General features: G+C 67.3%; 26 protein-coding genes and 1 tRNA gene. 6 read left to right on the forward strand and 21 right to left on the reverse strand.

Going from position 1 to position 25,789, the window contains the following annotated elements:
* Positions 1–113 precede the first annotated feature (113 nt).
* From rplT to phaZc, 8 genes are all read right to left on the reverse strand, one after another.
* Positions 114–470, reverse strand: coding sequence for a 50S ribosomal protein L20 (gene rplT, locus MKD38_RS00395; protein ID WP_008650487.1), 357 nt, complete (start codon positions 468–470; stop codon positions 114–116).
* Between the two features lie 28 nt (positions 471–498).
* Positions 499–696 (reverse strand): 50S ribosomal protein L35, encoded by a 198-nt coding sequence (gene rpmI / locus MKD38_RS00400; protein WP_006575466.1) that lies wholly within the window; start codon positions 694–696, stop codon positions 499–501.
* A gap of 167 nt (positions 697–863) precedes the next feature.
* Positions 864–1,385 carry a translation initiation factor IF-3 gene (gene infC / locus MKD38_RS00405; protein ID WP_081479471.1) on the reverse strand — a complete coding sequence of 174 codons (522 nt, stop codon included), beginning with the start codon at positions 1,383–1,385 and terminating at the stop codon, positions 864–866.
* A gap of 47 nt (positions 1,386–1,432) precedes the next feature.
* The gene (gene thrS, locus MKD38_RS00410) at positions 1,433–3,340 is read right to left on the reverse strand and encodes a threonine--tRNA ligase (protein ID WP_252674186.1); all 1,908 of its coding nucleotides are present in this window, start codon (positions 3,338–3,340) and stop codon (positions 1,433–1,435) included.
* A gap of 356 nt (positions 3,341–3,696) precedes the next feature.
* Positions 3,697–3,773, reverse strand: a tRNA-Val gene (locus MKD38_RS00415).
* Positions 3,774–3,794: 21 nt separating this feature from the next.
* Positions 3,795–6,023 carry a RelA/SpoT family protein gene (locus tag MKD38_RS00420; RefSeq protein ID WP_252674187.1) on the reverse strand — a complete coding sequence of 743 codons (2,229 nt, stop codon included), beginning with the start codon at positions 6,021–6,023 and terminating at the stop codon, positions 3,795–3,797.
* Between the two features lie 15 nt (positions 6,024–6,038).
* Positions 6,039–6,401, reverse strand: a complete 363-nt coding sequence (locus tag MKD38_RS00425; RefSeq protein ID WP_252674188.1) for a RidA family protein — start codon at positions 6,399–6,401, stop codon at positions 6,039–6,041.
* A gap of 84 nt (positions 6,402–6,485) precedes the next feature.
* Positions 6,486–7,367 carry a 3-hydroxybutyrate-oligomer hydrolase PhaZc gene (phaZc, locus tag MKD38_RS00430; RefSeq protein WP_252674189.1) on the reverse strand — a complete coding sequence of 294 codons (882 nt, stop codon included), beginning with the start codon at positions 7,365–7,367 and terminating at the stop codon, positions 6,486–6,488.
* A 206-nt stretch (positions 7,368–7,573) separates the two neighbouring features.
* Between phaZc and MKD38_RS00435 the strand changes: the two genes are divergently transcribed.
* Both MKD38_RS00435 and MKD38_RS00440 read left to right on the forward strand, forming a co-directional pair.
* A complete protein-coding gene (locus tag MKD38_RS00435) occupies positions 7,574–8,350 on the forward strand; it encodes a 3-hydroxybutyrate dehydrogenase (protein ID WP_252674190.1) in 777 nt (258 codons plus the stop codon).
* Positions 8,351–8,389: 39 nt separating this feature from the next.
* Positions 8,390–8,881 (forward strand): DUF411 domain-containing protein, encoded by a 492-nt coding sequence (locus MKD38_RS00440; protein ID WP_252674191.1) that lies wholly within the window; start codon positions 8,390–8,392, stop codon positions 8,879–8,881.
* Between the two features lie 42 nt (positions 8,882–8,923).
* Here the strand turns inward: MKD38_RS00440 and MKD38_RS00445 are convergent, their stop codons facing one another.
* The 3 genes from MKD38_RS00445 to MKD38_RS00455 form a co-directional block, all read right to left on the reverse strand.
* Positions 8,924–9,304: a putative zinc-binding protein gene (locus MKD38_RS00445; protein WP_252674192.1), complete on the reverse strand. Its 381-nt coding sequence runs from the start codon at positions 9,302–9,304 to the stop codon at positions 8,924–8,926.
* 205 nt (positions 9,305–9,509) lie between these two features.
* The gene (locus tag MKD38_RS00450; protein ID WP_018006816.1) at positions 9,510–10,148 is read right to left on the reverse strand and encodes a CoA transferase subunit B; all 639 of its coding nucleotides are present in this window, start codon (positions 10,146–10,148) and stop codon (positions 9,510–9,512) included.
* Positions 10,149–10,159: 11 nt separating this feature from the next.
* A complete protein-coding gene (locus MKD38_RS00455; protein ID WP_252674193.1) occupies positions 10,160–10,861 on the reverse strand; it encodes a CoA transferase subunit A in 702 nt (233 codons plus the stop codon).
* A 181-nt stretch (positions 10,862–11,042) separates the two neighbouring features.
* On the opposite strand from MKD38_RS00455, the gene MKD38_RS00460 reads away from it, so the two are divergent.
* Positions 11,043–11,588, forward strand: a complete 546-nt coding sequence (locus MKD38_RS00460; RefSeq protein WP_018006818.1) for a PAS and helix-turn-helix domain-containing protein — start codon at positions 11,043–11,045, stop codon at positions 11,586–11,588.
* Positions 11,589–11,600: 12 nt separating this feature from the next.
* Here the strand turns inward: MKD38_RS00460 and MKD38_RS00465 are convergent, their stop codons facing one another.
* The 5 genes from MKD38_RS00465 to MKD38_RS00485 all read right to left on the reverse strand — a co-directional run bounded on the left by MKD38_RS00465 (position 11,601) and on the right by MKD38_RS00485 (position 16,104).
* Positions 11,601–12,002 carry an acyl-CoA thioesterase gene (locus tag MKD38_RS00465; protein ID WP_252674194.1) on the reverse strand — a complete coding sequence of 134 codons (402 nt, stop codon included), beginning with the start codon at positions 12,000–12,002 and terminating at the stop codon, positions 11,601–11,603.
* Between the two features lie 52 nt (positions 12,003–12,054).
* Positions 12,055–13,083 (reverse strand): DctP family TRAP transporter solute-binding subunit, encoded by a 1,029-nt coding sequence (locus tag MKD38_RS00470; protein WP_252674195.1) that lies wholly within the window; start codon positions 13,081–13,083, stop codon positions 12,055–12,057.
* 64 nt (positions 13,084–13,147) lie between these two features.
* A complete protein-coding gene (locus MKD38_RS00475; RefSeq protein ID WP_172581733.1) occupies positions 13,148–14,452 on the reverse strand; it encodes a TRAP transporter large permease in 1,305 nt (434 codons plus the stop codon).
* Positions 14,449–15,051 (reverse strand): TRAP transporter small permease, encoded by a 603-nt coding sequence (locus MKD38_RS00480; protein WP_111519729.1) that lies wholly within the window; start codon positions 15,049–15,051, stop codon positions 14,449–14,451. Before MKD38_RS00480 ends, MKD38_RS00475 begins: the two co-directional genes overlap by 4 nt.
* 267 nt (positions 15,052–15,318) lie before the next feature.
* Positions 15,319–16,104 (reverse strand): SDR family oxidoreductase, encoded by a 786-nt coding sequence (locus tag MKD38_RS00485; protein ID WP_116336664.1) that lies wholly within the window; start codon positions 16,102–16,104, stop codon positions 15,319–15,321.
* 302 nt (positions 16,105–16,406) lie between these two features.
* Here MKD38_RS00485 and MKD38_RS00490 point away from each other — a divergent pair, with 302 nt between their 5' ends.
* A complete protein-coding gene (locus MKD38_RS00490; RefSeq protein ID WP_252674196.1) occupies positions 16,407–18,095 on the forward strand; it encodes an electron transfer flavoprotein-ubiquinone oxidoreductase in 1,689 nt (562 codons plus the stop codon).
* 79 nt (positions 18,096–18,174) lie between these two features.
* On the opposite strand, the gene MKD38_RS00495 is transcribed toward MKD38_RS00490, so the two are convergent.
* The 3 genes from MKD38_RS00495 to MKD38_RS00505 all read right to left on the reverse strand — a co-directional run bounded on the left by MKD38_RS00495 (position 18,175) and on the right by MKD38_RS00505 (position 21,303).
* Positions 18,175–19,221, reverse strand: coding sequence for a lipase secretion chaperone (locus MKD38_RS00495; RefSeq protein WP_256504644.1), 1,047 nt, complete (start codon positions 19,219–19,221; stop codon positions 18,175–18,177).
* A complete protein-coding gene (locus MKD38_RS00500) occupies positions 19,208–20,326 on the reverse strand; it encodes an esterase/lipase family protein (protein ID WP_252674197.1) in 1,119 nt (372 codons plus the stop codon). The genes MKD38_RS00495 and MKD38_RS00500 overlap by 14 nt, the downstream gene beginning before the upstream one ends.
* Positions 20,327–20,415: 89 nt before the next feature.
* Positions 20,416–21,303, reverse strand: a complete 888-nt coding sequence (locus MKD38_RS00505; protein ID WP_252674198.1) for a flagellar brake protein — start codon at positions 21,301–21,303, stop codon at positions 20,416–20,418.
* A gap of 243 nt (positions 21,304–21,546) precedes the next feature.
* Between MKD38_RS00505 and MKD38_RS00510 the strand changes: the two genes are divergently transcribed.
* Positions 21,547–22,263 carry a FadR/GntR family transcriptional regulator gene (locus tag MKD38_RS00510; RefSeq protein ID WP_252674199.1) on the forward strand — a complete coding sequence of 239 codons (717 nt, stop codon included), beginning with the start codon at positions 21,547–21,549 and terminating at the stop codon, positions 22,261–22,263.
* Between the two features lie 45 nt (positions 22,264–22,308).
* Positions 22,309–23,415: an NAD(P)/FAD-dependent oxidoreductase gene (locus MKD38_RS00515; RefSeq protein ID WP_252674200.1), complete on the forward strand. Its 1,107-nt coding sequence runs from the start codon at positions 22,309–22,311 to the stop codon at positions 23,413–23,415.
* Here the strand turns inward: MKD38_RS00515 and MKD38_RS00520 are convergent.
* Together MKD38_RS00520 and aroC are read right to left on the reverse strand one after the other, a co-directional pair.
* Entirely contained in the window at positions 23,337–24,608 is a 1,272-nt protein-coding gene (locus tag MKD38_RS00520; RefSeq protein ID WP_252674201.1) for an MFS transporter, read from the reverse strand. The genes MKD38_RS00515 and MKD38_RS00520 overlap by 79 nt on opposite strands.
* Before the next feature lies 1 nt (position 24,609).
* The gene (aroC, locus tag MKD38_RS00525; RefSeq protein ID WP_252674202.1) at positions 24,610–25,719 is read right to left on the reverse strand and encodes a chorismate synthase; all 1,110 of its coding nucleotides are present in this window, start codon (positions 25,717–25,719) and stop codon (positions 24,610–24,612) included.
* Positions 25,720–25,789 lie beyond the last annotated feature (70 nt).

The following is a 25,789-nucleotide window of genomic DNA, read 5'->3' on the forward strand; positions in this document are numbered from 1 at the left end:
GCAAAGAAAAACGGGGCTCGGTGAGGAGCCCCGTTTCAGCAGACCTTGCGGTCAGCGGTCGACCTTGCGGTCGGTGCTTGCCCGGCAGCGCTTGCGCGCCGCCGGAGCCGGCATCAGGCAACGGTGGCTTTCACCTGGTTGACGATGGCGGCAAAGGCAGGCTTGTCGTGAATAGCCATGTCCGACAGCACCTTGCGGTCCAGTTCAATCGAGGCCTTCTTCAGACCGTTCATGAACACGCTGTAGGTCATGCCATGCTCACGCGTCGCGGCATTGATACGCGCAATCCACAGCGCGCGGAACACGCGCTTCTTGTTGCGGCGATCGCGGTACGCGTACTGGCCGGCACGCATGACCGCCTGCTTGGCGATGCGATAGACATTATTGCGACGGCCGCGGTAACCCTTGGCAGCGTCGATAACCTTCTTGTGACGGGCCCGTGCAGTGACCCCACGCTTTACTCGAGGCATGTAATTCTCCTTTCGTTGTCGTCAGGGGTTATGCGTAAGGCATCATCGCGCGCACCGACTTCAGGTTCGTCTCATGGACGTCCTGAGTACCGCGCAGTTGACGCTTGTTCTTGGTGGTCTTCTTGGTCAGGATGTGACGCTTGAAGGCCTGGCCACGCTTGAACGAACCGTTCGGACGGGCAGTAAAGCGCTTGGAGGCGCTTTTCTTCGTCTTCATCTTCGGCATGAAAAACTCCAGCTCATATGACATGCATGCAGGTGGACGGCTTACGCCGACGCTTGCAAGACCCGCATCCACTTGTTGTTGCGCGATGGTCCTTGCGGACCCCGCGCGACTTCCGCACGAAGCAACGCCGGGATGACTGGCATCCCGGCCGCCGCACCGCACAGGAATTACTTCTTCTTCTTGGGGGCGAGCACCATCACCATCTGGCGCCCTTCCATCTTCGGCATCTGCTCGACCTGGCCGATTTCTTCCAGGTCCGCCTTCAGGCGTTCGAGCATGCGCGCGCCGATTTCCTGGTGGGCCATCTCGCGACCACGGAACCGCAGCGTGATCTTGGTCTTGTCGCCATCTTCCAGGAAGCGCTTCAGGTTGCGCAGCTTGACGTTGTAGTCGCCATCATCCGTACCCGGCCGGAACTTGACTTCCTTGACCTGGATGATCTTCTGCTTCAGCTTGGCCTCGTGGGCGCGCTTGGCTTCCTCGTACTTGAACTTCCCGTAATCCATGATCCGGGCGACGGGCGGAGTCGCGTTGGGGGCGATCTCAACCAGGTCCAAGTCCTTGTCCTCAGCCAGCCGCAGAGCGTCCATGAACTTGACGATGCCGAGCTGCTCGTTATCAACCCCTACCAGGCGCAGTTCAGGCGCGCTGATTTCCCGGTTGATGCGATGACCTTTGTCCGTAGCGATGTTGCGTTACCTCAAGAAGACAAAAAAACAAGCCGTGCTCACCACCCTCAGGCTTTGCTGGCGACGTCGTGTTGCAGACGCTCAACAAACGCGGAGACGGGCATCACACCCAGATCCACGTTGCCACGGGCACGCACGGCCACTTGATTGGCATCCCGCTCCTTGTCGCCCACTACCAGCAGGTAAGGGACCTTTTGAAGCGAATGCTCGCGGATTTTATACGTAATTTTCTCGTTGCGCAAATCCGCCTTGGCCCTAAACCCTTGTTTTTGCAGCAATTGCACGACGCTTTCGGCGTATTCTGCCTGCGAATCCGCAATATTCATCACCACGACCTGGTCCGGGGCCAGCCAGGCCGGCAGCGCGCCGGCATGGTTTTCCAGCAGGATGCCCAGGAAGCGCTCGAACGAGCCCAGGATGGCGCGATGAAGCATCACCGGGCGCTTGCGCGAGTTATCTTCGGAGACGTACTCGGCATCCAGGCGCTCGGGCAGCACCAGATCCAGCTGCAGCGTGCCGCACTGCCACGAGCGGCCGATGGCGTCCTTGATGTGGTACTCGACCTTGGGGCCATAGAAGGCGCCCTCGCCCGGCAGCTCTTCCCAGTCCACGCCGCAGGCGCGCAGCGCCAGGCGCAGGCCTTCTTCGGCGTGGTCCCAGATCTCGTCCGAGCCGGCGCGCTGCGCCGGGCGCAGCGACAGCTTGACCTTTACATCCTTGAAGCCGAAGTCGTCATAAACGGAGAAAGCGAGTTCGTTGAAGGCCTTGGCCTCGGCCACGATCTGCTCTTCCGTACAGAAGATATGCGCATCGTCCTGCACAAAGCCGCGCACGCGCATCAGCCCATGCAGCGCGCCGGACGGCTCGTTGCGATGGCAGGCGCCGAACTCGGCCAGGCGCAGCGGCAGGTCGCGGTACGAGCGCAGGCCGTGGTTGAAGATCTGCACATGGCCCGGGCAGTTCATCGGCTTGATCGCGTAGTCGCGCTTCTCCGACTCCGTGACGAACATGTTTTCCTTGTAGTTCTGCCAGTGGCCCGACTTCTCCCACAGCGAACGGTCCATCACCTGCGGCGTGCGCACCTCGTCGTAACCGGCGTCCGTCAGGCGGCCGCGCATGTATTGCTCGACGGCCTGCCACACCTGCCAGCCCTTCGGGTGCCAGAACACCATGCCGGGCGCCTCTTCCTGCAGGTGGAACAGGTCAAGCGTCTTGCCCAGCTTGCGATGGTCGCGCTTCTCGGCCTCTTCCAGCATGTGCAGGTAGGCTTCCTGGTCTTCTTTCTTGGCCCATGCCGTGCCGTAGATGCGCTGGAGCATCTCGTTGTTGGCATCGCCGCGCCAGTAGGCGCCGGCCACCTTCATCAGCTTGAAGACCTTGAGCTTGCCCGTCGACGGCACGTGCGGCCCGCGGCACAGGTCGACGAAATTGCCTTCGCGGTACAGGCCGATTTCCTGGTCGGCCGGGATCGAGCCGATGATCTCGGCCTTGTACTTCTCGCCCATCGACTCGAACAGCGCCACCGCTTCGTCGCGGTTCCACACTTCGCGCGTGACTTTTTCGTCCTTGCGCGCCAGCTCCGCCATTTTTTTCTCGATGGCGGCAAGGTCTTCGGGCGTGAAGGGGCGCTTGTAGGCGAAGTCGTAGTAGAAGCCGTTCTCGATCACCGGTCCGATCGTCACCTGCGCCTCCGGATACAGTTCCTTGACGGCATAGGCCAGCAAGTGCGCCGTGGAGTGGCGGATCACGTCGACGCCGTCGGCATCCTTGTCCGTGACGATGGCCAGTTCCGCATCGCGCTCGATCCTGTAGCTGGTGTCGACCAGCTGGCCATCGACCTTGCCGGCCAGCGCAGCCTTGGCCAGGCCGGCGCCGATGCTCTGCGCCACTTCGGCAACCGTCACCGGGCCGGGAAACTCGCGGCGGGACCCGTCCGGCAGCGTGATTGCGATCATTTCGACTCTCCAGGTTCCGCCGGCGGCGCCTTGCGCTGGCCTGAGCGGATCAAACTGCATCTTGTGGCGCCTGCCCGCATGCCTGCGTGCTGGCGATTGGTTCTTGGCTGCCCCGCCCTGCCGCGCGGGAAGGCGGCAGCTTATCAGGGCTGCTGGCAAGCGACGGACGAAAAAAAACGCGGCCAAGGCCGCGTTTCTCTTTGTCAAACCCGATCCAACCGGGTCGAAGGCGCACCTCGACTACTGTCGCTTGCCAGCGGTAGTAGTTCGCGGTGTCATAACCATGATGCCCTTCCGTTCCGTATGGGGTTGAATCGGACTTGCCGCACTGCTTTTACTGCTTTACTGCAATTCGTTGGTAGGCTCGATTGGACTCGAACCAACGACCCCCACCATGTCAAGGTGGTGCTCTAACCAGCTGAGCTACGAGCCTAGCGAAGCCGCAAGTATAGCATCACTTTCTTTTTGCCTGCAACACCCCCTGGACCTCTTCGATCATCAGCAGTGCCCGCTGCAGCTGCGTGGCCTCGGACACCTCGGCGGTGAACTGCATGCGCGCCACCCCCTTGCTCGACAGCGTCTTGACCCCGGTGACGTTGATCTTCTCGCGCGACAGCACTTCGGAGATGTCGCGCAGCAAGCCCTGCCGGTCGATCGCCTCGACCTGGATGTCGACCGGATAGACCGCGGCGTGGCTCTTCTGGCCCCACTCGGTCTGGATCACGCGCTCGGGCGCGCGCGCCGACAGCTGCTGGAAGGTATGGCAGTTGCGGCGATGGATCGACACGCCGCGCCCGCGCGTGACGAAGCCGACGATCTCGTCGGGCGGCGCCGGCTTGCAGCAGCGCGACATCTGCGTCATCAGCGAATCGACGCCCACCACCAGCACGCCGCTCTTGGCGCCGCGCGCCACGCTGGTGGCGCGGCTCTTCTTGGTGACGGCGTCTTCCTCGCTCAGCGGCGCCTGGACTTCGCCTTCCGGGTGGCGCAGCGCGTGCTCGACATGGCGCAGACTGAACTCGTCCTTGGCCACCGCGGCGAACAGCTCGTCGGGGGTCTTGAAGCCCAGCCGCGTCGCCAGGTCTTCGAGCTTGACCGCGGTCTTGCCTTCGCGCTGCAGGGTCTTGTCGATCAGCGCGCGGCCCTGCGCAATGGTTTCCTGCGAATCCAGCGCGTTGAACCACGCGCGCACCTTGGCGCGGGCGCGGCTGCTGGCGAGGTAGCCGAGGTCGGCATTGAGCCAGTCGCGCGACGGCCCGCCCTGCTTGACCGCGATGATCTCGACGGTCTGGCCGTTCTTGAGCGGCGTGTTCAGCGGCACCATGGTGCCGTCCACGCGCGCGCCGCGGCAGCGGTGGCCGAGGTCGCTGTGCAGGTAGTAGGCAAAGTCCACCGCGGTCGCGCCCTGCGGCAGCGCCACCACGCGCGCCTGCGGCGTCAGCACGTAGATGTGGTCGTCGATCGCGGCGTGCTTGATCTGCTCCCACGATTCGTCGTGCGCCACGCTGTGGTCGGCATCGTCCTTCCACGCCAGCAGCTGGCGCAGCCAGGCGATCTTTTCATCGTAGCGCTCGCTGGCGGAGAACTGCCCGGCATAGCCGCGGCTGCCCGCCTCCTTGTAGCGCCAGTGCGCGGCCACGCCGTATTCGGCGAAGTGGTGCATCTCGTGGGTGCGGATCTGCACCTCGAAGGCGCGCCCGTCGTCGCCGATCACCACCGTGTGCAGCGACTTGTAGCCGTTGGCCTTGGGCCGCGAGATATAGTCGTCGAACTCGCGCGGGATCGGCTGCCAGATATGGTGAACGATGCCGAGCACCGTATAGCAGTCCTTGATATCGTCGACGATCACGCGGAACGCGCGCACATCGTACAGGTCGGCAAAATCCAGTTCCTTGCCGCGCATCTTCTTCCAGATGCTGTAGATATGCTTGGGGCGTCCGCTCACCTCGGCGCGGATGCCGGCGGTGGCCAGTTCAGATTGCAGCCGCGCGATCGCGCCGGCGATATAGCCTTCGCGCTCGATGCGCTTTTCATCCAGCAGGCGGGCGATGCGCTTGTAGGTATCGGGCTGCTCGAAGCGGAAGGCCAGGTCTTCCAGCTCCCACTTCATCTGCCAGATGCCCAGGCGGTTGGCCAGCGGCGCGTAGATGTCGAGCGTTTCGCGCGCCACGCCGGGCAGCGGTGCCTGCTTGGTCTCGGCCAGCCAGCGCAGCGTCTGCAGCCGCGACGCCAGCCGCACCAGCACCACGCGGATGTCCTGCGCGAAAGCGAGCAGCATCTTGCGCAGCGCCTCGACCTGCTCGTGGCGCGCCTGGGCTTCATTCTTCGACGGCGCGGCCGATTCCACCTCAGGGCGGCTGCCGGCGATGGCGCCGATGCGCAGCAGCTGCCGCACGCCATTGACCAGCCGCGCCACTTCCTCGCCGAAGCGCGGCTCGATCTCGGCTTCGGTCTCGGGCACGAATGCCGCCAGGCCGAACAGGCACGCGGCCGCGCGCGCGGAATCGTCCACGCGCAGGCCGTCGAGGATGCGCAGCATCCCCTCCGCGTGCGACTGCACGGTCTCGCCGGTTGGCAGCGCAACGCCGGCACCGTGCTCGCGCACGTAGGCCAGTGCGCGCTCGACCAGCTCGGTATCCGGAATGCCCGCGACCCGGCCAGCCAGGTCGGTCGACGTCACCATGTCACAGCGCCTGTATCAGTTGAGCGCAGCGGTCACCACCACTTCGATCAGGTAATCGGGATTGGCCAGGCGGGCTTCGACGGTGGCGCGCGGCGGCGTGCTGCCTTGCGGCACCCAGGCGTCCCAGACCTCGTTCATTTCGCCGATCAAATCGATATTGGTCAGGAAGATCTGGCACGACAGGATGCGGGTCTTGTCGCTGCCGGCCTCGGCCAGCAGGCGGTCGATATGGCCCAGCACCTCGCGCGTCTGGCCGCGGATATCGGCCTTGGGATCGACCTCGGGGACCTGGCCGGCCAGATACACCACACCGTTGTAGACCGCGTATTCAGACAGGCGCTTGCCCACGTGGGCACGCTTCAGTTCAGGAAGGCTCATGGCAATGCATAACTCGATAAAAACAGCCGGATCACAAACAGGCCGGCAACTCGGGCCGGCAACCCATGCCGGCCGCGGGCGCGCTCAGGCGCCGGTAAAGAACTGGCGCACGATCGCGATTTGCGCCGGATCGACAAAGGTCGGGGCGTGGCCCACGTCGGGCACTTCCACCGAGCTCACATGCTGGCCGCGCGCCACCATCTCGGCCACGGTCTCGCGCAGCAGCAGGTCGGACTGCGCGCCGCGCACCACCAGCACCGGCGCCTCGATGGCTTCGAAGCTGCGCCACAGCGCGGCTTCGCCGGCGGCGATGGCCTCGGGCGTCGACTTGCGGAACGGCAGCGCCAGCTGCGGATCGTAATGCAAGCCCCATTCCAGGCCGTCCGCGCCCTGCATCGGTTTCAGGATGGCGGCGTTGAGCTCGCGCCACTGCTCGGCGCTGTGGCGCCCGAACGAGGCGCTGATGGTCTGCAGGTACGCCAGCCCTTCCTCGAAGGTCTTGAAGCGCACCGGCAGGCCGAGATAGGCGCCGATACGCTCGACCGCCGAGGGCGCGATGCGGGGACCGACGTCATTGAGCAGCAGCCTGCGCACCGGCGACTTGGGCAGGCCGGCCAGGCCCATGCCGATCAGCCCGCCCATCGAGGTACCGAACCAGTCCACCTTCTCCACATTGAGCCGCGCGATCAGCGTGACCATGTCGGCGACATACTGCGGCACCACGTAAGCGTTGGCGTCGGCCAGCCATTCGGAACGGCCGCGGCCGACCACGTCCGGGCACACCACGCGGTAGTCGCCGCACAGCGCGCGCGCCACGGCGTCGAAGTCGCGCCCGGTGCGCGTCAGGCCGTGCGCGCACACCAGCACGCGCGGATTGGCGGGGTCGCCCCACTCGTGGTAGGCCATGCGGTGCAGGCCCGCCGGACTGATGCACTGGACGAAACCGAGACGCGGACTGGCAGACATCTGGACTCCCTGACAAACCGGACCGCACAGCGCCAGGAGGCGCCGCCGCCGGAAGTTGAGCAAAGCTGGATTGTACGCCGCAGCGGGTACAATGCCACAGCACAGTGTCCGCGCCCTCGCGCGCGGGGCGCGCACCGCCACGGCGCGCGCCGCCCATCCGGCGGCTGTACTGCCGTGGCATCCCCTTTCTCTCGACGGAGGCTTACATGCTCAACGGCAAGACCGCACTGGTGACTGGCTCGACCAGCGGCATCGGGCTCGGCATCGCAAAGGCGCTGGCGGCGCAGGGCGCCCACATCATCGTCAACGGCTTCGGTGACGCGGACGCCGCAAAGAGCGAGATCGCGCAGGCCGGCCAGGGCATCCGCGTCGGCTACCACGGCGCCGACATGAGCAAGGCGGCCGAGATCGAAGAGATGATGCGCTACGCGCAGTCCGACTTCGGCGGCGCCGACATCCTGGTCAACAACGCCGGCATCCAGCACGTCGCCACCATCGAGGATTTCCCGCCCGAGCGCTGGGACGCGATCATCGCCATCAACCTGACCTCGGCCTTCCACACCACGCGCCTGGCGCTGCCCGGCATGAAACAGAAGAACTGGGGCCGCATCATCAACGTCGCCTCCACCCACGGGCTGGTGGCGTCGGCGCAGAAATCCGCCTACGTCGCCGCCAAGCACGGCATCGTCGGCTTCACCAAGGTGACCGCGCTGGAAACCGCGCAGACCGGCGTCACCGCCAACGCGATCTGCCCGGGCTGGGTGCTGACGCCGCTGGTGCAGAAGCAGGTCGAAGCCCGCGCGCAGAAGGAAGGCATCCCGGTCGAGCAGGCCAAGCGCGAGCTGGTGCTGGAGAAGCAGCCCTCGGGCCAGTTCGTCACGCCCGATGAACTGGGCGCGCTGGCCGTGTTCCTGTCGTCCGAAGCGGCGCGCCAGGTGCGCGGCGCGATCTGGAACATGGATGGCGGCTGGGTGGCGCAGTAAGGTGCCACATTGGCGCACCACAGCAAGGAGCAACAAGCAATGATGCAACGACGACGTTTTCTCGGGACCCTGGGCGCGCTGGCGCTCGGCACGCTCGCCGTGGGCGTGCTGGGCCCCGCGGCCGATGCCTTCGCGCAGGCGAAGCCGCTGGCCATCGACGTCTACAAGAGTCCGCTGTGCGGCTGCTGCGAGGACTGGGTCAAGCACCTGCGCGCCAACGGCCTCACCGTGACGGTGCATGACGTCGAGGATACCGGCGAATACCGCAAGCGCTTCGGCATGCCCGAGCGCTTCGGCTCCTGCCATACCGGCCATATCGCCGGCTATGCGATCGAGGGCCATGTGCCCGCCGTCGATATCCGCAAGCTGCTGGCGGCCAAACCCAAGGCAGTCGGGCTGGCAGTGCCGGGCATGCCGGTCGGCTCGCCGGGCATGGAACAGGGACCGCGCAAGGATCCCTTCGACGTGCTGCTGGTCAAGGCAGACGGCGCCGCCTCGGTATTCAGCCGCCACAACAAGCCGGCGGCCTGACGTGCCGCCGCGCCGGATGCGCCGCGGCGCATCCGGCCATCCCTACACCTGTGCGAGGCGCTGCAGCGCCGCCTCGACCTCCCGCCACACCGCCTCGGTCTCACCCTCGGTGCATTCGCCGTGCTGGCGCTTGATCGCGCCCAGCCGGTTCAGCACCAGGTGCTGGTCCGGCACCACGCCAGCGTTGGCCAGGCACGCCTGCACGCAAGCCAGCGGACACCCGTCCAGCGCCAGGATCGGCCGGCCCGAGCGCGCCACCCGGGTCAGCGCCGGCACGCCGCCGCCCACCCCGCTGATGCACGACATCTCCGCGCGGCCGCCGCGGTCGAGCTTCACCGCGCAGGCATTGGCCAGTTGCGCCACGCTGGAGCAGCCGGAGCAGGCGTAGACCAGGGGCAGTGATCGGATGGGGGAAGCCGGCATCGCGCACCTTCCGTAAAGACTTGTGTTGGCAGGCCCAAGCCCGCTGGGAACCGGCCAGCATAGTGGCTTGTGCGTGAGCGGGCCATTCGCCGTTAGAGCTAGCCCGCCCCGCCGGTCGGCGTAGTCGGTTACCGCTGCGCCAAATGAAAAAAGCCCTGTGGCGCAGTGCGCCACAGGGCTCGTCAGGCCTTGACCGAAGGCTGGCTTACAGCAGCGGCGCCCCCGTCTTTGCCTGGATTTCCTCGCGGCTGACGCCCGGCGCGGTCTCCACCAGCTTCAGGCCGTCCGCGGTCACGTCGATCACGCCCAGGTCGGTGATGATGCGATTGACCACGCCGACGCCGGTCAGCGGCAGGTTGCACTGCTTCAGGATCTTGAGGTCCTCGGTGCCGTCCTTCTTCTTGGCGGTGTGTTCCATCAGCACCACCACGCGGCCGACGCCGGCGACCAGGTCCATCGCGCCGCCCATGCCCTTGACCATCTTGCCCGGGATCATCCAGTTGGCCAGGTCGCCCTTCTCGCTGACCTGCATCGCGCCCAGGATGGCCAGGTTGATGTGGCCGCCGCGGATCATCGCGAACGAGTCGGCCGACGAGAAGATCGACGAGCCCGGCAGCGTGGTCACGGTCTGCTTGCCGGCGTTGATCATGTCGGCGTCGACCTCGGCCTCGGTCGGGAACGGGCCGATGCCGAGCAGGCCGTTCTCGGATTGCAGCCAGACTTCCATGCCTTCCGGCACCCAGTTGGCCACCAGCGTCGGCAGCCCGATGCCCAGGTTGACGTAGAAACCGTCCTGCAGCTCGGCCGCGGCGCGCGCGGCCATTTCGTCACGTGTCCATGCCATGATGGGTCTCCTTAGCTGGCCGCGCGCACGGTGCGCTGCTCGATGCGTTTCTCGGGGTTGGTGTTGAGCACCAGGCGCTGCACGAAGATGCCGGCAAGGTGGATCTCGTCGGGATCGAGCTCGCCGGTCTCGACGATCTGCTCGACCTCGGCCACGGTGACCTTGCCCGCCATCGCGCACATCGGGTTGAAGTTGCGCGCGGTGCGGCGGAACACCAGGTTGCCGGCCTTGTCGGCCTTCCAGGCCTTGACCAGCGCCACGTCGGCGGTCAGCGAACGCTCCATCACATACTTTTCACCGTCGAATTCGCGGATTTCCTTGCCTTCGGCGACGATGGTGCCGACCCCGGTCTTGGTGAAGAAGGCCGGGATGCCCGAGCCGCCGGCGCGCAGCTTTTCGGCCAGCGTGCCCTGCGGGGTGAATTCCAGTTCCAGTTCGCCGGCCAGGTACTGGCGCTCGAACTCCTTGTTCTCGCCCACGTAGGACGAGATCATCTTCTTGATCTGGCGCGTGGACAGCAGCAGGCCGAGGCCGAAACCGTCGACGCCGGCGTTGTTGGAGATGCAGGTCAGCTGCTTGGCGCCGCTGTCGCGCAGCGCGCCGATCAGCGCCTCGGGGATGCCGCACAGGCCGAAACCGCCCACAGCGATCGTCTGGCCGTCGCGGACGACGCCTGCAAGCGCTTCTGCGGCGCTGGCGTAGACCTTGTTCATGCTTCGCTCCTTCCTCGGTAGTCCCTGTCGATCTCCCCGCCGGCGGGTAGTGCGGCGGGCGACGCAGGGAAATTGTAACGGTACAATCGGCAACGGGCGGTCGGCCGTCGCCGTAACGCGTCCGACCGACAGCATACGCAAGCACAGCCGGCTACGCCATTACGTAAAAATACATAAGCAGATGCCCGCCATCGACTACCAGACCGCCTTCCAGCTCGCCCCCGTGGGCCTGGTGCTGTCACGCGAGCGCGTGATCGAGGATTGCAACGAAGAGGTCTGCCGCATCTTCGGCACCACGCGCGAGGCCCTGCTGGGCCAGTCGTTCCAGGTGCTGTATCCCACCGCCGACGAGTTCGAGCGCACCGGTGCGCGCATCGCGCCGATCATGGGCAAGCGCGGCATGTATTCCGACGAACGCATCATGAAGCGCGCCGGCGGGGAACTGTTCTGGTGCCACGTCACCGGCCGCGCGCTGGACCGCAGCCAGCCGCTCGGCGCCGGCATCTGGACCTTCGAGGACTTGTCGCAGAAGCGCCAGGTCACCGCCGAACTGACCGCGCGCGAACGCGAGATCGCGGCGCAACTGGTGGAAGGCAAGACCAGCAAGCAGATCGGCAAGCTGCTGGCGATCAGCCCGCGCACGGTCGATATCTATCGCGCGCGGCTGATGAAGAAGTATGGGGCGAGTACGTCGGTGGATCTGGTACAGCGGTTGGTGGCGCACTGACGCTGGCAACCATCACCCTTCGATGATCGCCCGGATCTCCGCCGGCACCGGCACCGATTTCTCCTGCGCATAATCGCACCACACCACCTTGGCCCCGCCCTCGGCCCACACCACCTCGGGCAGGTCGGTGCGCCGGATTTCCATGCGCGTCTCGAAACTGGTGCGGCCCAGCTGTCCGGCATAGACCCGGCATTCGATCTGGCCCGGATAGCGCAGCTGCTTCAGGAAGGTCATATGCGCATTGATGATGACCGGACCCTGTCCGTTCGCATCCTTGCCGCCGCGGCCCAGCGAGGCGAACCATTCGATGCGCGCCTGCTCCAGGTACTGGAAATAGACGGTGTTGTTGACATGGCCCATGGCGTCCATGTCGCCCCAGCGGATCGGCATCACCACGGTATAGACGTGCTTCATCTCAGCCTCCAATGCAACAGGCCCGCCGATGCCGGCGGGCCTGCTTCATGACTTAGCGCTTGGCGATCGCGCCTTCGGCCTTGGTGACAAGGTCGGCGCCGATCTGCTTCTTCCACTTGTCGTAGACCTTGGCGGTGGCCTTGCGGAAGGCGTCATGCTCGGCCGGGGTCAGGTGCGTGACCTTGACGCCGTGGGCCTCCATGTCCTTCCATGCGGGTGCACCGGCCTCGGCCAGGCCCTTGCGGGCCAGCGCGATTTCCTGCTTGCCGGCGTCGATGGCGGCCTGCCTGACGATCTCGCGGTCGGCCGGGGTCCAGCTTTCCCAGATCTGCTTGTTGACCACGAAGATCAGCGGATCGGCGACGTAGCCCCAGGTGGTGACGTACTTCTGGCCGACCGTGTACAGCTTGGCGGCGGCGAACACCGACTGCGGGTTCTCCTGGCCGTCGACCGCCCCCGAGGCCATCGCCGGCTGCGCGTCGGCCCAGCTCATCTGGGTCGGGTTGGCGCCCAGCGCGTTGAAGGTCTCGATGTACAGCGGCGAACCGACCACGCGCAGCTTCATGCCCTTCAGGTCTTCCGGCTTGCGGATCTCGCGCTTGGAGTTCGAGACCTCGCGGAAGCCGTTCTCGCCCCACGCCAGCGGCACCACGCCGGCCTTTTCCAGCGTGGCGAAGATCGACTTGCCGACCTCGCCCTGCGTCAGCGCGTCGAGCGCCTTGTAGTCGGGCATCAGGAACGGCAGCGAGAACAGGTTCAGCTCCCTGACCTGCGGCGACCAGTTGATGGTCGAGCCCACCGCCATGTCGATCACGCCCTGGCGGATCGCCGAGAACTCGCGAGTCTGGTCGCCGGCCACCAGCGAGGTGCCCGGGTAGAGCTTGATGTTGATGCGGCCGTTGGTGCGCTGCTTGACCAGGTCGGCCCAGATCTCGCCGCCCTTGCCCCACGGGAAGGCCGGGCCGAGCACCAGCGACATCTTGTACTCGGACTTGTAGGTCTGGGCCATCGCACCGGCGGGGGCGAAGGCGGAAGCGGCCAGGGCGGCGGCCGTGGCGAGCATCAGGGCACGACGTTTCATTTCATCTCCTCAGGGGAAAAGCGTCAGGTTCTTGTTGGTGAATGCAAAATCAAGGCAACAGCGATCAATAGCCGAGGTACTCCGGCAGCCACGTCGCCAGCGGCGGATAGGCCAGCACCATCAGCATGGCGACAAACATCGCCAGCAGCATCCAGATCACCCAGGGCACGGTTTCCTCCATGCGCACGCGGGCGATCCGGCACGACACCATCAGGTTCACGGCCAGCGGCGGCGTGAACTGGCCCAGCGCCACCTTCAGCGTCAGCACCACGCCGAACCACACCGGGTTCCACTGGAAGGCATTGGCGATCGGCAGCAGCAGCGGCACGAAGATCAGGAAGATCGAGATGCCGTCGAGGAACATGCCGACCGTCATCAGCAGCAGCACGATCAGCGCCAGCACGCCATACTCGCCCAGGCCGGAGGTGGCGATCGCCTGTGCCAGCGGGTCGATCACGCCCAGCGTCGACAGCGCATAGGCAAAGATGCCGGCCAGCGCCACCACCAGCAGGATCACCGCCGAGGTCTCGGCCGCCTCCTGGAAGATCGTGAACAGGTCGCGCATGCCGATGCTGCGGTACACCACCATGCCGACGAAGAGGCCATAGACCACCGCCACCACGGCGGCCTCGGTCGGCGTGAACCAGCCGGCGCGCATGCCGCCCAGGATCAGGAACGGCGCCACCAGCCCCCACGCGGCCTCGCGCAGGCTCTTCCAGAACGGCGGGCGCGGCAGCGCGGCTTCGGCGGCGCCCATATTGTGCTTGCGCGCCAGCCACACCGCCGGCACGATCAGCGCGATGCCCGCGAGCACGCCCGGGATCATGCCGGCCGCGAACAGCGCCGGCACCGATGCGCCCGGCACCAGCACGCTGTAGATGATGAACGCCACCGACGGCGGGATCAGGATGTCGGTGGCCGCGGCCGCGCCGACCACCGCCGCGCTGTAAGAGCCGGGATAGCCCGCGCGCGACATCGCCGCGATCATCACGCCGCCGACCGCGGCCGCGTTGGCCGGGCCCGAACCCGAAATGCCGCCGAGGAACATCGCCACCAGGATCGCCACCAGCGGCAGCATGCCCGGGCCGCGCCCGACCACGGCGATGGCAAAGGTCACCAGCCGCTGCGCCACGCCGGAGCGGTCGAAGATCGAACCCACCAGCACGAACATCGGGATCGCCAGCAGCGGATACTTGGCCAGGCCCGCGTAGAAGTTCTGCGGCACCGCCAGCAGGCCGAACATCTGCGTATCGAGATTGGACAGGCCGATCGCAACCAGGCCGCCCAGCCCCAGCGACACGCCGATCGGCACGCCCAGCAGCATCAGGCCGATAAAGACCACGAACAGGATGATGGCAACCAGCGTCATTGCGCACGCTCCGTCGCCGACCGGCTCTGTTCATGCAGCGCCTTGAGCGCCCGCACGTTGCGCACCATCAGCGCCAGCGCGCGCAGCGCGATGCCGGCCGACAGCACCGGCAGCCAGATCGAGTACCACCAGCTTGGCACGCCGATGCCGGGCGAAGTCTCGCCGAAGGTGTATTCGTCCCAGGTGATGCGCGCCCCCAGCACCGCCAGCGCGATAAACATCACCGCCACCGCCAGCGCCGACAGGATCGCCAGGCGCCGCTGCCGCGCGGCGCTGCCACGTTCGAAGAAGAACTCGATGCGGATATTGCGGTCGCGCGCCACCGCGGCGCTGCCGGCGACCAGGGCCAGCACGATCATCAGGAACACCGAGAACTCCTCGGTCCAGGCGAACGACTCGTCGGTGAAATAGCGGACCACCACGTTGGCGAAGGTAATGCCGACCAGCAGCACCATCACGATCACGCCAATCCAGTCCTCGAGGCGGGGCGATACCCGGAATTCAGCGTCCTGCGCTTCGTCGGCGGCCTGCGGGATCACCGCGGAATCGACGACGTGTTGCGGCACGGCGTTGCGCCGTGCCTCTTGTTGTTGCTCCATCTCCCCGGCCTCCGGTCCAGGCCCGCTCGGGCCATGCGGCCACCGCGGCGTTCTCGCTTTGTATGTAAAGACTTAATCTGCAGACATGGCGGATTATGCCAAGACTGGCCTGCCACGCACGAAATTTCTGAATAATGACGCGTACTGACGACGGCGCGCCCAAGGGGACCGGATAAGCCCAGGGTTGGCGCTCGGGCATCCCGCGGCGCTTTTGGCGCCTGGGCGGGATGCGGGGGACTTGCGCCCCCGGTGTCAGCGCGCGGGCGCTCAGACCATGCCGTCGTCGGCGGTGATCACGGCGCCGTTGATGAACTGCGACTGGTCCGAGGCCAGCAGCAACAACAGCCCGTCGAGGTCTTCCGGCTTGCCCAGGCGCTTGCGCGGCAGCATCTGGATCAGCTTCTGCCCGGCGTCGGAATCCCAGTGGTGGTGGTTGATATCGGTATCGATATAGCCCGGGCAGATGGCGTTGGAATTGATGCCATGGCGCGCCCATTCCAGCGCCATGGCCTTGGTCATGTGCACCACCGCCGCCTTGCTCATGCAATAGACACCGATCTGCGACAGCACCTTCAGCCCCGCCACCGATGCGATATTGACGATACGCGCCTGCGGCAGCGGGCTGCCGTTGCGCTCGGCGCCCTTGGCGCGCGCGATCATGCGCTTGGCGACTTCCTGTGCAACGAAAAAAGCGCCGCGGGTATTGGTGTCGAAGACGAAGTCGAAGTCTTCCGGGGCCACCTCGGTCAGCTTCTGCGTGGTCGACACGCCCGAATTGTTGACCAGGATATCGATGGCGCCGGCTTCGGTCTCGGCGTGCGCCACCGCGGCGCGAATGCTGTCCGGGTCCGTCACGTCCAGGCGCACCACATGGGCGCTGCCGCCATCGGCCTCGATCGCGGCGCGCAGTTCCTTGAGCCGCTCGGTGCGGCGCGAGGCCAGCACCACCTTGGCGCCGGCGGCGGCGAGCACCGTGGCGAAACGCGAGCCCAGCCCGCTCGAGGCGCCGGTCACCAGCGCCACCTTGCCTTCCAGATTGATCGACAAACCCATGGTTACCTCTTGTGCGGGAGCCCCTCAGCCCTCATCAGGAGCAGAAGGCAGCATATCAAAAAAAAGAACGACCGTTCCAAAAAAATCCTTGCCTGTGGGTGGCGAGTCCCGGACAATGCCGGAGATTCTAAGAACTTGGCCCGCAAAGGGAAAGAGGGAAAACGCGCGATCCGGCCGGCTATCGGCCGCAAAAAGCCGTCAAAAATCCCCTCCCCTGCCCACCGGCGCAAGTTCCAGCAGAACGATCACCGCACTTCCCACAATTGCAAAGCTAGCAGCAAAGAAATAGAGGGTTAGAGACAATGGATCAGCAACAGCTCCTGGAGCAGTTCGGCCCGCGCGAAGCCATGGAATACGACGTGGTCATCGTCGGCGGCGGCCCCGCCGGCCTGGCCACGGCCATTCGCCTGAAGCAACTCGCGCAGGAGAAAGGCGCCGACGTCAACGTGTGCGTCCTGGAAAAGGGCTCAGAGCCCGGCGCGCACATCCTGTCGGGCGCCATCATGGACCCGCGCGCCCTGAATGAGCTGATCCCGAACTGGAAGGAGCTGGGCGCGCCGCTGAACCAGGCCGTGACCGAGGACAAGTTCCTGTTCCTGAACGAGACCGGCTCCAAGGGCACGCCCCCGGCGCTGCTGCCCGAGTGCTTCCACAACGAAGGCAACTACATCGTCAGCCTGTCCAACTTCGTGCGCTGGCTGGGCCAGCAGGCCGAGGCGCTGGGCGTGGAGATCTTCCCGGGCTTCGCCGCCGCCGAGGTGCTGTACAACGAAGACGGCTCGGTCATGGGCGTGGCCACCGGCAACATGGGCATCGACAAGGAAGGCGAGCCGACCGACAACTTCCAGCTGGGCATGGAGCTGCATGCCAGGTACACGATCTTCGCCGAAGGCGCGCGCGGCCACCTGGGCAAGCAACTGATCGCCCAGTTCGGCCTGGACGCCGGCAAGGATCCGCAGAGCTACGGCATCGGCCTGAAGGAGCTGTGGGAGATCGACCCGGCCAAGCACAAGCCCGGCCTGGTGGTGCACACCGCCGGCTGGCCGCTGGACCCGGCCACGTACGGTGGCTCGTTCCTGTACCACATGGAAGACAACAAGGTCGCGGTCGGCTTCGTGGTCGGCCTGGACTACACCAACCCGTGGCTGTCGCCGTTCGAGGAATTCCAGCGCTTCAAGACCCATCCGGAAATCCGCCAGTACTTCGAAGGCGGCAAGCGCCTTTCGTACGGCGCGCGCGCCATCACCGCCGGCGGCCTGCTGTCGCTGCCCAAGACGGTGTTCCCGGGCGGCGCGCTGGTCGGCTGCGATGCTGGCTACCTGAACGCCTCGCGCATCAAGGGCAGCCACGCCGCGATCAAGACCGGCATGCTCGCCGCCGAGGCCGCCTACGACGCGCTGCAGGCCGGCCGCCAGCACGACGAGCTGAGCGCCTACCCGGCCGCGTTCGAGCAGAGCTGGCTGTACAAGGAGCTGCTGCAGGCCAAGAACTTCAAGCAGTGGTTCAAGAAAGGCCGCACCACCGCCACGCTGATGACCGGCATCGAGCAATGGCTGCTGCCCAAGCTCGGCGTGCGCAACCCGCCCTGGACCCTGCATCGCGAAAAGCCGGACCATGTCTACCTGAAGCCGGCCGCCGAGTGCCAGAAGATCGACTACCCCAAGCCGGACGGCAAGCTGACCTTCGACCGCCTCAGCTCGGTCTTCATCAGCAACACCAACCATGAAGAAAACCAGCCGGCGCACCTGACGCTGAAGGACGCCAGCGTGCCGGTCGACATCAACCTGGACAAGTACGCCGGCCCCGAGTCGCGCTATTGCCCGGCGGGCGTGTACGAGTTCGTGCAGGACGAGACCTCGGGCAAGGAGCGCCTGCAGATCAACGCGCAGAACTGCGTGCACTGCAAGACCTGCGATATCAAGGACCCGACCCAGAACATTGTGTGGGTGACGCCGGAGGGTGGCGGCGGGCCGAACTACGTCGGCATGTAAGACGGCCGCGCAAGCGCGCTGCAAGTGAAAACGGCACCGGATTCTCCGGTGCCGTTTTTTTTGGTGATCGCGGCATGCGTTAGCGTGCCCGCTGCCGCGCTGCCAGCGCCTGGTCGACCACCTCCGCCTGCAGCGCCTCGCTGGGATTGTCGAAGGCCTGCCTGCGCAGCGTCTCCAGCTGCAGCCGCCGATCCTGCTCCGACAACCCCGCGAACGCCTCGATCTGCGCGCGGCGCGCGGCGTAGTCGTCGTAGCGCTGCTGCCATGACTGCTCGGCCTGCGCCTGCTGCTGGTAGCGCTGCGCCACCTCGGGACCGTATGCCTGCGCCAGCGCGGCGCCGATGTCCTGCGTGGTGCGTCCAGCCCCCTGCAGGTGTGAGAGGGTCTGGCTGATGGCCTGCGGGCGCGCGCTGGCTGCGCGTGCGGCACGCAAGGGTTCAGGCAGCGTGGCGTTTAGTTCGGCCAGCCGCTGCCGCCGCTGCGCGTCGTCCAGGCCCGCCTGCGTCACGATCTCCAGCCGCGCCAGCATGGCCTCGTCGTAGGCCTGCTCGTCGCCGAACCAGGCCTGCGCCACCTCGGGCAGCCAGCGCTGGCGCGCCGCGTTGCGCTGCGCCAGCAGCGCGCGCAGCTGCCGCACCTGCTGCGCATCGAGCGTGCCGTCCGCATCCGCGAGCGGCTTGCGCGTGGCCTCGGGCAGGATCTCCGCCAGGCAGGCGACGTAGCGGCGCCACAGCTGCCACGCCTGTCCGGCCGCGGGCTGCGGCACATGGCGGCGGATGTCGTCATGCACCAGCGGCTCGAGCGCATCGATGCCGCCGGCGTCGTGGCGCGCGCCCAGAAAATAATCGAAATAGGTGCGCAGCGCGCGGGTCAGCCGCAGGTTGCCCGCGGCATCGGCCTCGGGACCTGCGGGCATCTCCACGCCGGCGAGCGATGGCCAGGTGGAGGCGCCAGCGGGCGCCGGATGCGCCGATGACGCGGATGGACGCGCAGCGGCGGCCACCGCCGCCTGCCGCGGCACGGGCGCCGGGTCCGCCGGCATGGTCAGCCAGTACACCGCAGCGGCCGCGGCGCCGGCCGGCAGCAGGGCCAGCCAGAACCGCGGCGCACGCTCAGAGCTGGTCATTGCGCAGCCGGTTGGCGTGGTTGAGGATGACCGTGCGCGGATCGGCATCCTGGTACAGGCCTGCCATCTGGTTGACCTCGTCGAGATGGTTCCAGTAATAGCCGGTGGCCAGCACCCGGCCCCACTTGCTGCTGCAGACCGAGACCAGCCCGTCATTGGCGCCGGCACCCTTCAGCGCCATCAGCCCCGCCGCGGTCGACATCATCACCGTGGACGGATCCAGCAGGTTGGAGCGCAGCAGGCTGAGCGGGCCACCCTGCCCGGTCCACGAATACGCGGCCAGGGTATGGGTGACGAGATTGCCCGTGGCGTCGCGCGCCTGGCGCTGCTCGGACACGGCGCCGGCGCTGTCGCAGTCCGTGCCCAGCGCCGACCTGGTGCCAGGCACCAGCGTTGCGTCGAGCCGCGCATTCTGCTCGGCGGCGCCGCGCGTGGTCAGGCTCTTGAGCGAGGCCAGCGCGTCCTGGTCCAGCGCCTGCCCGTTGCTGATGCCGTTGAACCAGCCGACCGTATCGAACACGCCCTGGATCAGGCTGACCAGCACCGGTCCGGCGATCGGGATGGTGCCGATGCCGTGGATCAGGTCGAGCACGGTGTCGGCCACTTCGCTGCCGCGGTGCGGGCTGCCGATGGTGGTGACGGAGGCCACGTCCTGCGGCGACATCGCCGCCAGCACGCGCGAGGTGGGCCCGCCCTGGCTGTGGCCGATCAGGTTGACCTTGTCGGCGCCGCTTTCCAGCTTGACCGCGCGCACATAGGCCTGCAGCGCCAGCGCGCGCTCGGCATCGCTGTTGAACGATGGCACCGTGGCGACATAGACCTGCGCGCCATGGGCCCGCAGCACTTCGGGAATGCCATACCAGTAGTCGAGCACGCCGGCCATCTTCGCCGCGCCGGTCAGGCCGTGGACCAGCACGATCGGGAAGCGCGTCTTCGCGTAGTCGCCATTGGCGGTGACCGCGGCGGCGGGTGCCGGCTGCGCCAGCATGGCTGCTGCGGCCAGCGCCGCGGCGGTGCCTGCCAGCCTGCGCCGGGAATTGCGGGACTGCTGCGTGCGTGCTACGGGCGTGCGTTGCCCGCACGCGTGGTGTTCGCCGTGCTCCATCTGGTCTCCTCGGTGGTGGGTCTTTTTATGTTGGAAGCAGTAAAGACGGCCCGCCCCGGGGAGACAATCAAAACATTAGCGGATTCCCTCTAAACGGCTGCTACCGCGGCGGGCTGCACCGGCATGCGGGTGCTGGAAAGCAGCTGTTCGTAGATGTAGCACTGCAGCAGCGTCAGTTCGCGCTCGGCCAGCACATCGAAGGCCACGCCGAACGCGGGAAAGTCGGCATCGTCGCCGGCGGCCCCGGCTGGCGCCACGCGGACCCAGCCATCGATCACCACCTCGCTGTCCAGCGACGCGGTACGCAGGTTGAAGCGCAGGCGCACGCGGCTGCCGGGCGCGGGGGCCGGCGCCGTGGTCTGCACCAATGCGCCACCGGTGCTGAGGTCGGACAGCAGCGACAGGCGCGCCACACCGCGGTCGATGCCGTCGTCATCGCCCGGTTCGGTCAGGTACGCGGCCAGGCGGGTCGGCACGCGCGCCGCCTTGCGCACCGGCGTCGCGTGCTGCTGCACCGGCGCGGACAGCACCAGATAGCGGAACGGGCTGCGGCACACGGCGGTGATGGTCGAGGTGAAGCTGTGGATGGCCTGCCCGGAGAAGCCGCGCAGCACCACGCCATCGCCGGCCTGCAGCGGCAGGTCGCGCCCGCCCAGCTGCGGCCACGTGACAAAGAGGCCCTGCTCGATAAAGCCGATCAGGCGGCTGGCGGCCGGCCGCGCGGCCTCGCCATCCAGCTTGATATGCAGCAGCGTGCCGACCTGCAGGCCGAGCGGCCCGGTGGCGGGACGCAGCTCGTCGGCGGCCTCGTCGCCGGCATCGTCGCGGCACACCGTTCCGTGGTGGAACACCAGCGCCAGGTCGCGCGCATCGGGAATGATGTTGCCGCTGCCGAGCACCAGGTTGCCATCGCCATCGAGCAATGACCAGGGCAGCGGATGGCCGACGGGAAGATCGTTAGGGGTGAGCTGGATCATGGCTGTTTGCAGTTGGCCCCGGGTGGGCGTGCTGGGACGAGACGAGCCCTGGGCGGGACTGACGTTCGGATTCCGCCGCCTGTATTGGGCTTCTATCGGCGTCCGCGCGGCGAAATTTAGTGCCGGGCAATGGATTGCAAGGCCGCATGTGTAGCATCGGTTACCTGCAGCAAGCTTGACGCGACGCAAAGTTGAGGCCAGAATCGTAAAAAATCTGTCAGACAGCCTGACATATCGAGCCCCATGAACACTCTCTTGCCCCGCCCGGCTTCGCTTGCCACCCGTATCGCACAGACCCTGCATGACGACATCCTTGCCGGCCGCTACGGCGCGGGCGCGCGCCTGCCGGCCGAGTCCGCGCTTGCCGACAGCTTCGGCGTGAGCCGCCCGATCGTGCGCGAGGCCATTGCCCAGTTGAAGGCCGACGGTGTGCTGGTCACGCGCAAGGGCTCCGGCGCCTATGTGTCCGACACCCCGGGCGGCCAGGCCTGGCGCGTGGCCAGCGCGCCCGACGGCGGCCCGACGCTGGCCCAGCTGTTCGAGCTGCGCCGGGTGGTGGAAACCGCCTGCGCTGAAATGGCGGCGCGGCGGCGCACCGCGGCCGACGTTGACGCCATCCGCGCCGCGCTGGCGGCAATGCAGGCGCAGGCCGACGGCCACGGCGACATGGCCAGCGCGGCCGCGGCCGACATGGCGTTCCACCACGCCATTGCCGAAGCCGCGCACAACCCCTGCTTTACCGGGCTGACCGATTTCGTCAGCCAGCAGATGCTGGCCGCGCGCCGGCGCGCGTGGGAGAACACCGCGCGCCTGAGCAGCGCCACCGGCGCGCCGCGCGCTGCCGACCAGGAGCACGCGGCCCTGGCCGAAGCCATTGCCGCCGGCGACGCCACGGCCGCGCGCAACGCCGCGCAACAGCACCTGGCCGCCGCCGCAGCGCGCCTGGGCCTGCCCGCCTGAACCCGGATATATCGAGACCCCTGAACCCTGAAGCAAGGAACAACCATGGAAACTGTGGATTGCGTCGTGATCGGCGCCGGCGTGGTGGGACTGGCGGTCGCGCGCGCACTGGCGCTGCAAGGCCGCGAAGTGATCATCCTGGAAGCCGAGAACGCCTTCGGCACCATCACCAGCGCGCGCAACAGCGAGGTCGTCCATGCCGGCATCTACTATCCGGCGGGCTCGCTCAAGGCCCAGCTGTGCGTGCGCGGCAAGGCCATGCTCTACGACTACTGCGCCAGCCGCCACGTGGCGCACCAGCGCTGCGGCAAGCTGATCGTCGCCACCAGCGCGGCACAAGTGGCGACGCTGGAAGGCATCCGCGCCAAGGCAGCGGCCAATGGCGTGGACGACCTGCGCCTGATCGACCGCGCCGAAGCGCAGGCGCTGGAGCCGCAGCTGCAGTGCCACGCGGCGCTGCTGTCGCCGTCGACCGGCATCGTCGACAGCCACGGCCTGATGACGGCGCTGCTGGGCGATGCGGAAAACGCCGGCGCGATGCTGGCGGTGCAGTCGCCGGTGCTGGGCGGCGCGGTCACGGCGCACGGCATCCGGCTGGAGATCGGCGCGGAAGACGGCAGCACCACCACGCTGCTGGCGCGCACGGTGGTCAATTCGGCCGGGCTCACGGCACCGGAGCTGGCGCGCCGCATCGACGGCATGCCGGAAGCCCATATCCCGCCGCAGTACTACGCCAAGGGCTGCTATTTCACGCTGGCCGGCCGCGCGCCGTTCTCACGGCTGATCTATCCCGTGCCCGAGGCCGCCGGACTTGGCGTGCACCTGACCATCGACCTGGGCGGCCAGGCGCGCTTCGGCCCCAATGTGCGCTGGATCGACGAGATCGAATACGGCGTGGATGCGGCCGACGCCGACGCCTTCTATGACGAGGTGCGCCGCTACTGGCCGGGACTGGCCGACGGCGCGCTGCAGCCCGGCTACGCCGGCATCCGCCCCAAGATCAGCGGCCCGCACGAAGCCGCCGCGGACTTCCGCATCGACGGCCCCGCCGTGCACGGCGTGTCGGGGCTGGTTCACCTGTTCGGGATCGAATCGCCGGGGCTGACCTCGTCGCTGGCGCTCGCCGAGCGGGTCTGCGCGGCGCTGGACTGAAGCGCCCCGTCGCCCTCCACGCGAAAGCTCATCGCGGCGCAGAAGGCCCCCGCCGCCGCGGCCACGGCGGCGAGCCCGAAGGTGTGCGCCGGCGCCAGCGCATTCCAGGTCCAGCCCATCGCCAGCCCGCCGAGCGTGCCGCCGACGCCGTAGGAGATGCCGGTGTACATCGCCTGCCCGCGCCCCTGCAGCGGCCCGGCAAACCATGCCTGCAGGCGCTTCAGGCTGGCGCTGTGGTGCGCGGCGAAGGTCGCCGCGTGCAGCACCTGCACCAGCGCCATCAGCCACGCCAGTTGCGCGAAGTAGCCGGTCAGCCCGAAGCGCAGCGCCGCCAGCACGAAGGTGCCCGCCAGGATGGTGCGCAGCGCCAGGCGCGCGAACAGCAGCCCCTGGTAGTAGAAGAAGACGATCTCGGCGACCACGCCGATGGTCCACATCATGCCGATGGCGAACTTGCTGTAGCCCAGCGTCTCCAGCCACAGCGAGTAGAACACGTAGAGCGCGGCGTGCGCGAACATCATCAGGAAGGCCGACGCCAGGAACCAGGCCACGTCCGGACGGCGCAGCAGCGGCAAGGCGCGCGGCGGCGTCGTGCGCGGGCCCTCGTCGGCCGCGTCGCGCATGGTCAGCACCACCCCGGCCAGGATCGCCAGCACCGCGCTCGCCACCCACGGGAACGCGCGCATGCCGACCGCCTCGAACAGCGCCCCGCCGGCCAGCACCGCGCCGATAAAGCCGAGCGAGCCGAACATGCGGATGCGGCCGTAGCTGTGGTCGAAGGCGCCGTAACGACGCAGCGTGGAAATGGTCAGGGCATCGCCCAGCGGCGACATCGCGCTGGTCAAGAGGCTCAGCGTCAGCATCATCGCCATCATGCCGCCGTAGCTGCCGACGCCCGGCAGCACCAGGAACGCCAGCAGCGAGGTGAACGCGCTGACGCGCAGGATGCGCACGCGCGTGTGCATCATGTCGGAGAGCCAGCCCCACAGGTAGGGGCCGGCGATGCGGCTGACCTGGAAGCTCGCCATCAGCACGCCGATCTGCACCGGGTCGAAGCCGCGGTCGGCGAAGTACAGGCTGACGTAGGGCGAGATCAGGCCGACGTAGCCGTAATAGCCCAGGTAGAAGAGCCCGAAGCGGGCATGGTCGGGGCCGCCGGCCCCGCTTTGGCCGCCCGCGCGCTGCGGCGTCAAGTCAGCGGGTCTGGCCGGCCTGCGCGGGGATGCGCGGCGTTTCGACGCGGACGTCGCCGCACTGGGCGCGGTGGCGCAGCGCGTGGTCGATCAGCACCAGCGCCAGCATGGCCTCGGCGATCGGCGTGGCGCGAATGCCCACGCACGGATCGTGGCGGCCGAAGGTCTCGACGGTGGCGGCGTTGCCGGCCTTGTCGATCGATTCGCGCGGGGTGCGGATCGACGAGGTCGGCTTGATCGCCAGCGACACGGTGATGTCCTGCCCGGTGGAGATGCCGCCCAGCACGCCGCCGGCGTTGTTGCTGCGGAAGCCCGCGGCGGTCAGCTCGTCGCCATGCACGCTGCCGCGCTGCGCGACGCTGTCGAAGCCGGCGCCGATCTCGACCCCCTTGACCGCGTTGATGCCCATCATCGCGTGCGCGATATCGGCATCGAGCTTGTCGAACAGCGGCTCGCCCAGGCCCACGGGCACGTGGCTGGCCACCACCTCGATACGCGCGCCGACCGAGTCGCCGTCGCGGCGCAGCGCGTCCATATAGGTTTCGAGCTCGGGGATGATGTCGGCATTGGCCGCGAAGAACGGGTTCTCAGGCACATGCGACCAGTCGGTGAACGGCACCGCGATCTCGCCCAGCTGCGACATATAGCCCCGGATCTCGGTACCGTACTGCTCGCGCAGCCATTTCTTTGCCACCGCGCCCGCCGCCACCACCGGCGCGGTCAGGCGCGCCGACGAGCGGCCGCCGCCGCGATAGTCGCGGATGCCGTATTTCTGCCAGTAGGTGTAGTCGGCATGGCCGGGGCGGAAGGTCTCGACGATATTGCCGTAGTCCTTGCTGCGCTGGTCGGTGTTGCGGATCAGCAGGCAGATCGGGGTGCCGGTGGTCTTGCCCTCGAACACGCCGGACAGGATCTCGACCTGGTCGGGTTCCTTGCGCTGGGTGACGTGGCGCGAGGTGCCGGGCTTGCGGCGGTCCAGGTCGCCCTGGATATCCGCCTCGGTCAGCGCCAGGCCCGGCGGGCAGCCGTCCACCACCGCGCCGATGGCCGGCCCGTGCGATTCGCCAAAGGTGGTGACAGTGAAAAGCAGGCCAAGGGTGTTGCCGGACATGATGGAAACCGCACAGGAATTGGGGACGGCCTCCATTGTAAGGCCAATGGCCGGGGTCGGCGGGCCTCGG

Source organism: Cupriavidus sp. WGlv3 (assembly GCF_023952475.1).
In the GTDB taxonomy this organism is placed as follows: Bacteria; Pseudomonadota; Gammaproteobacteria; order Burkholderiales; family Burkholderiaceae; genus Cupriavidus; species Cupriavidus phytorum.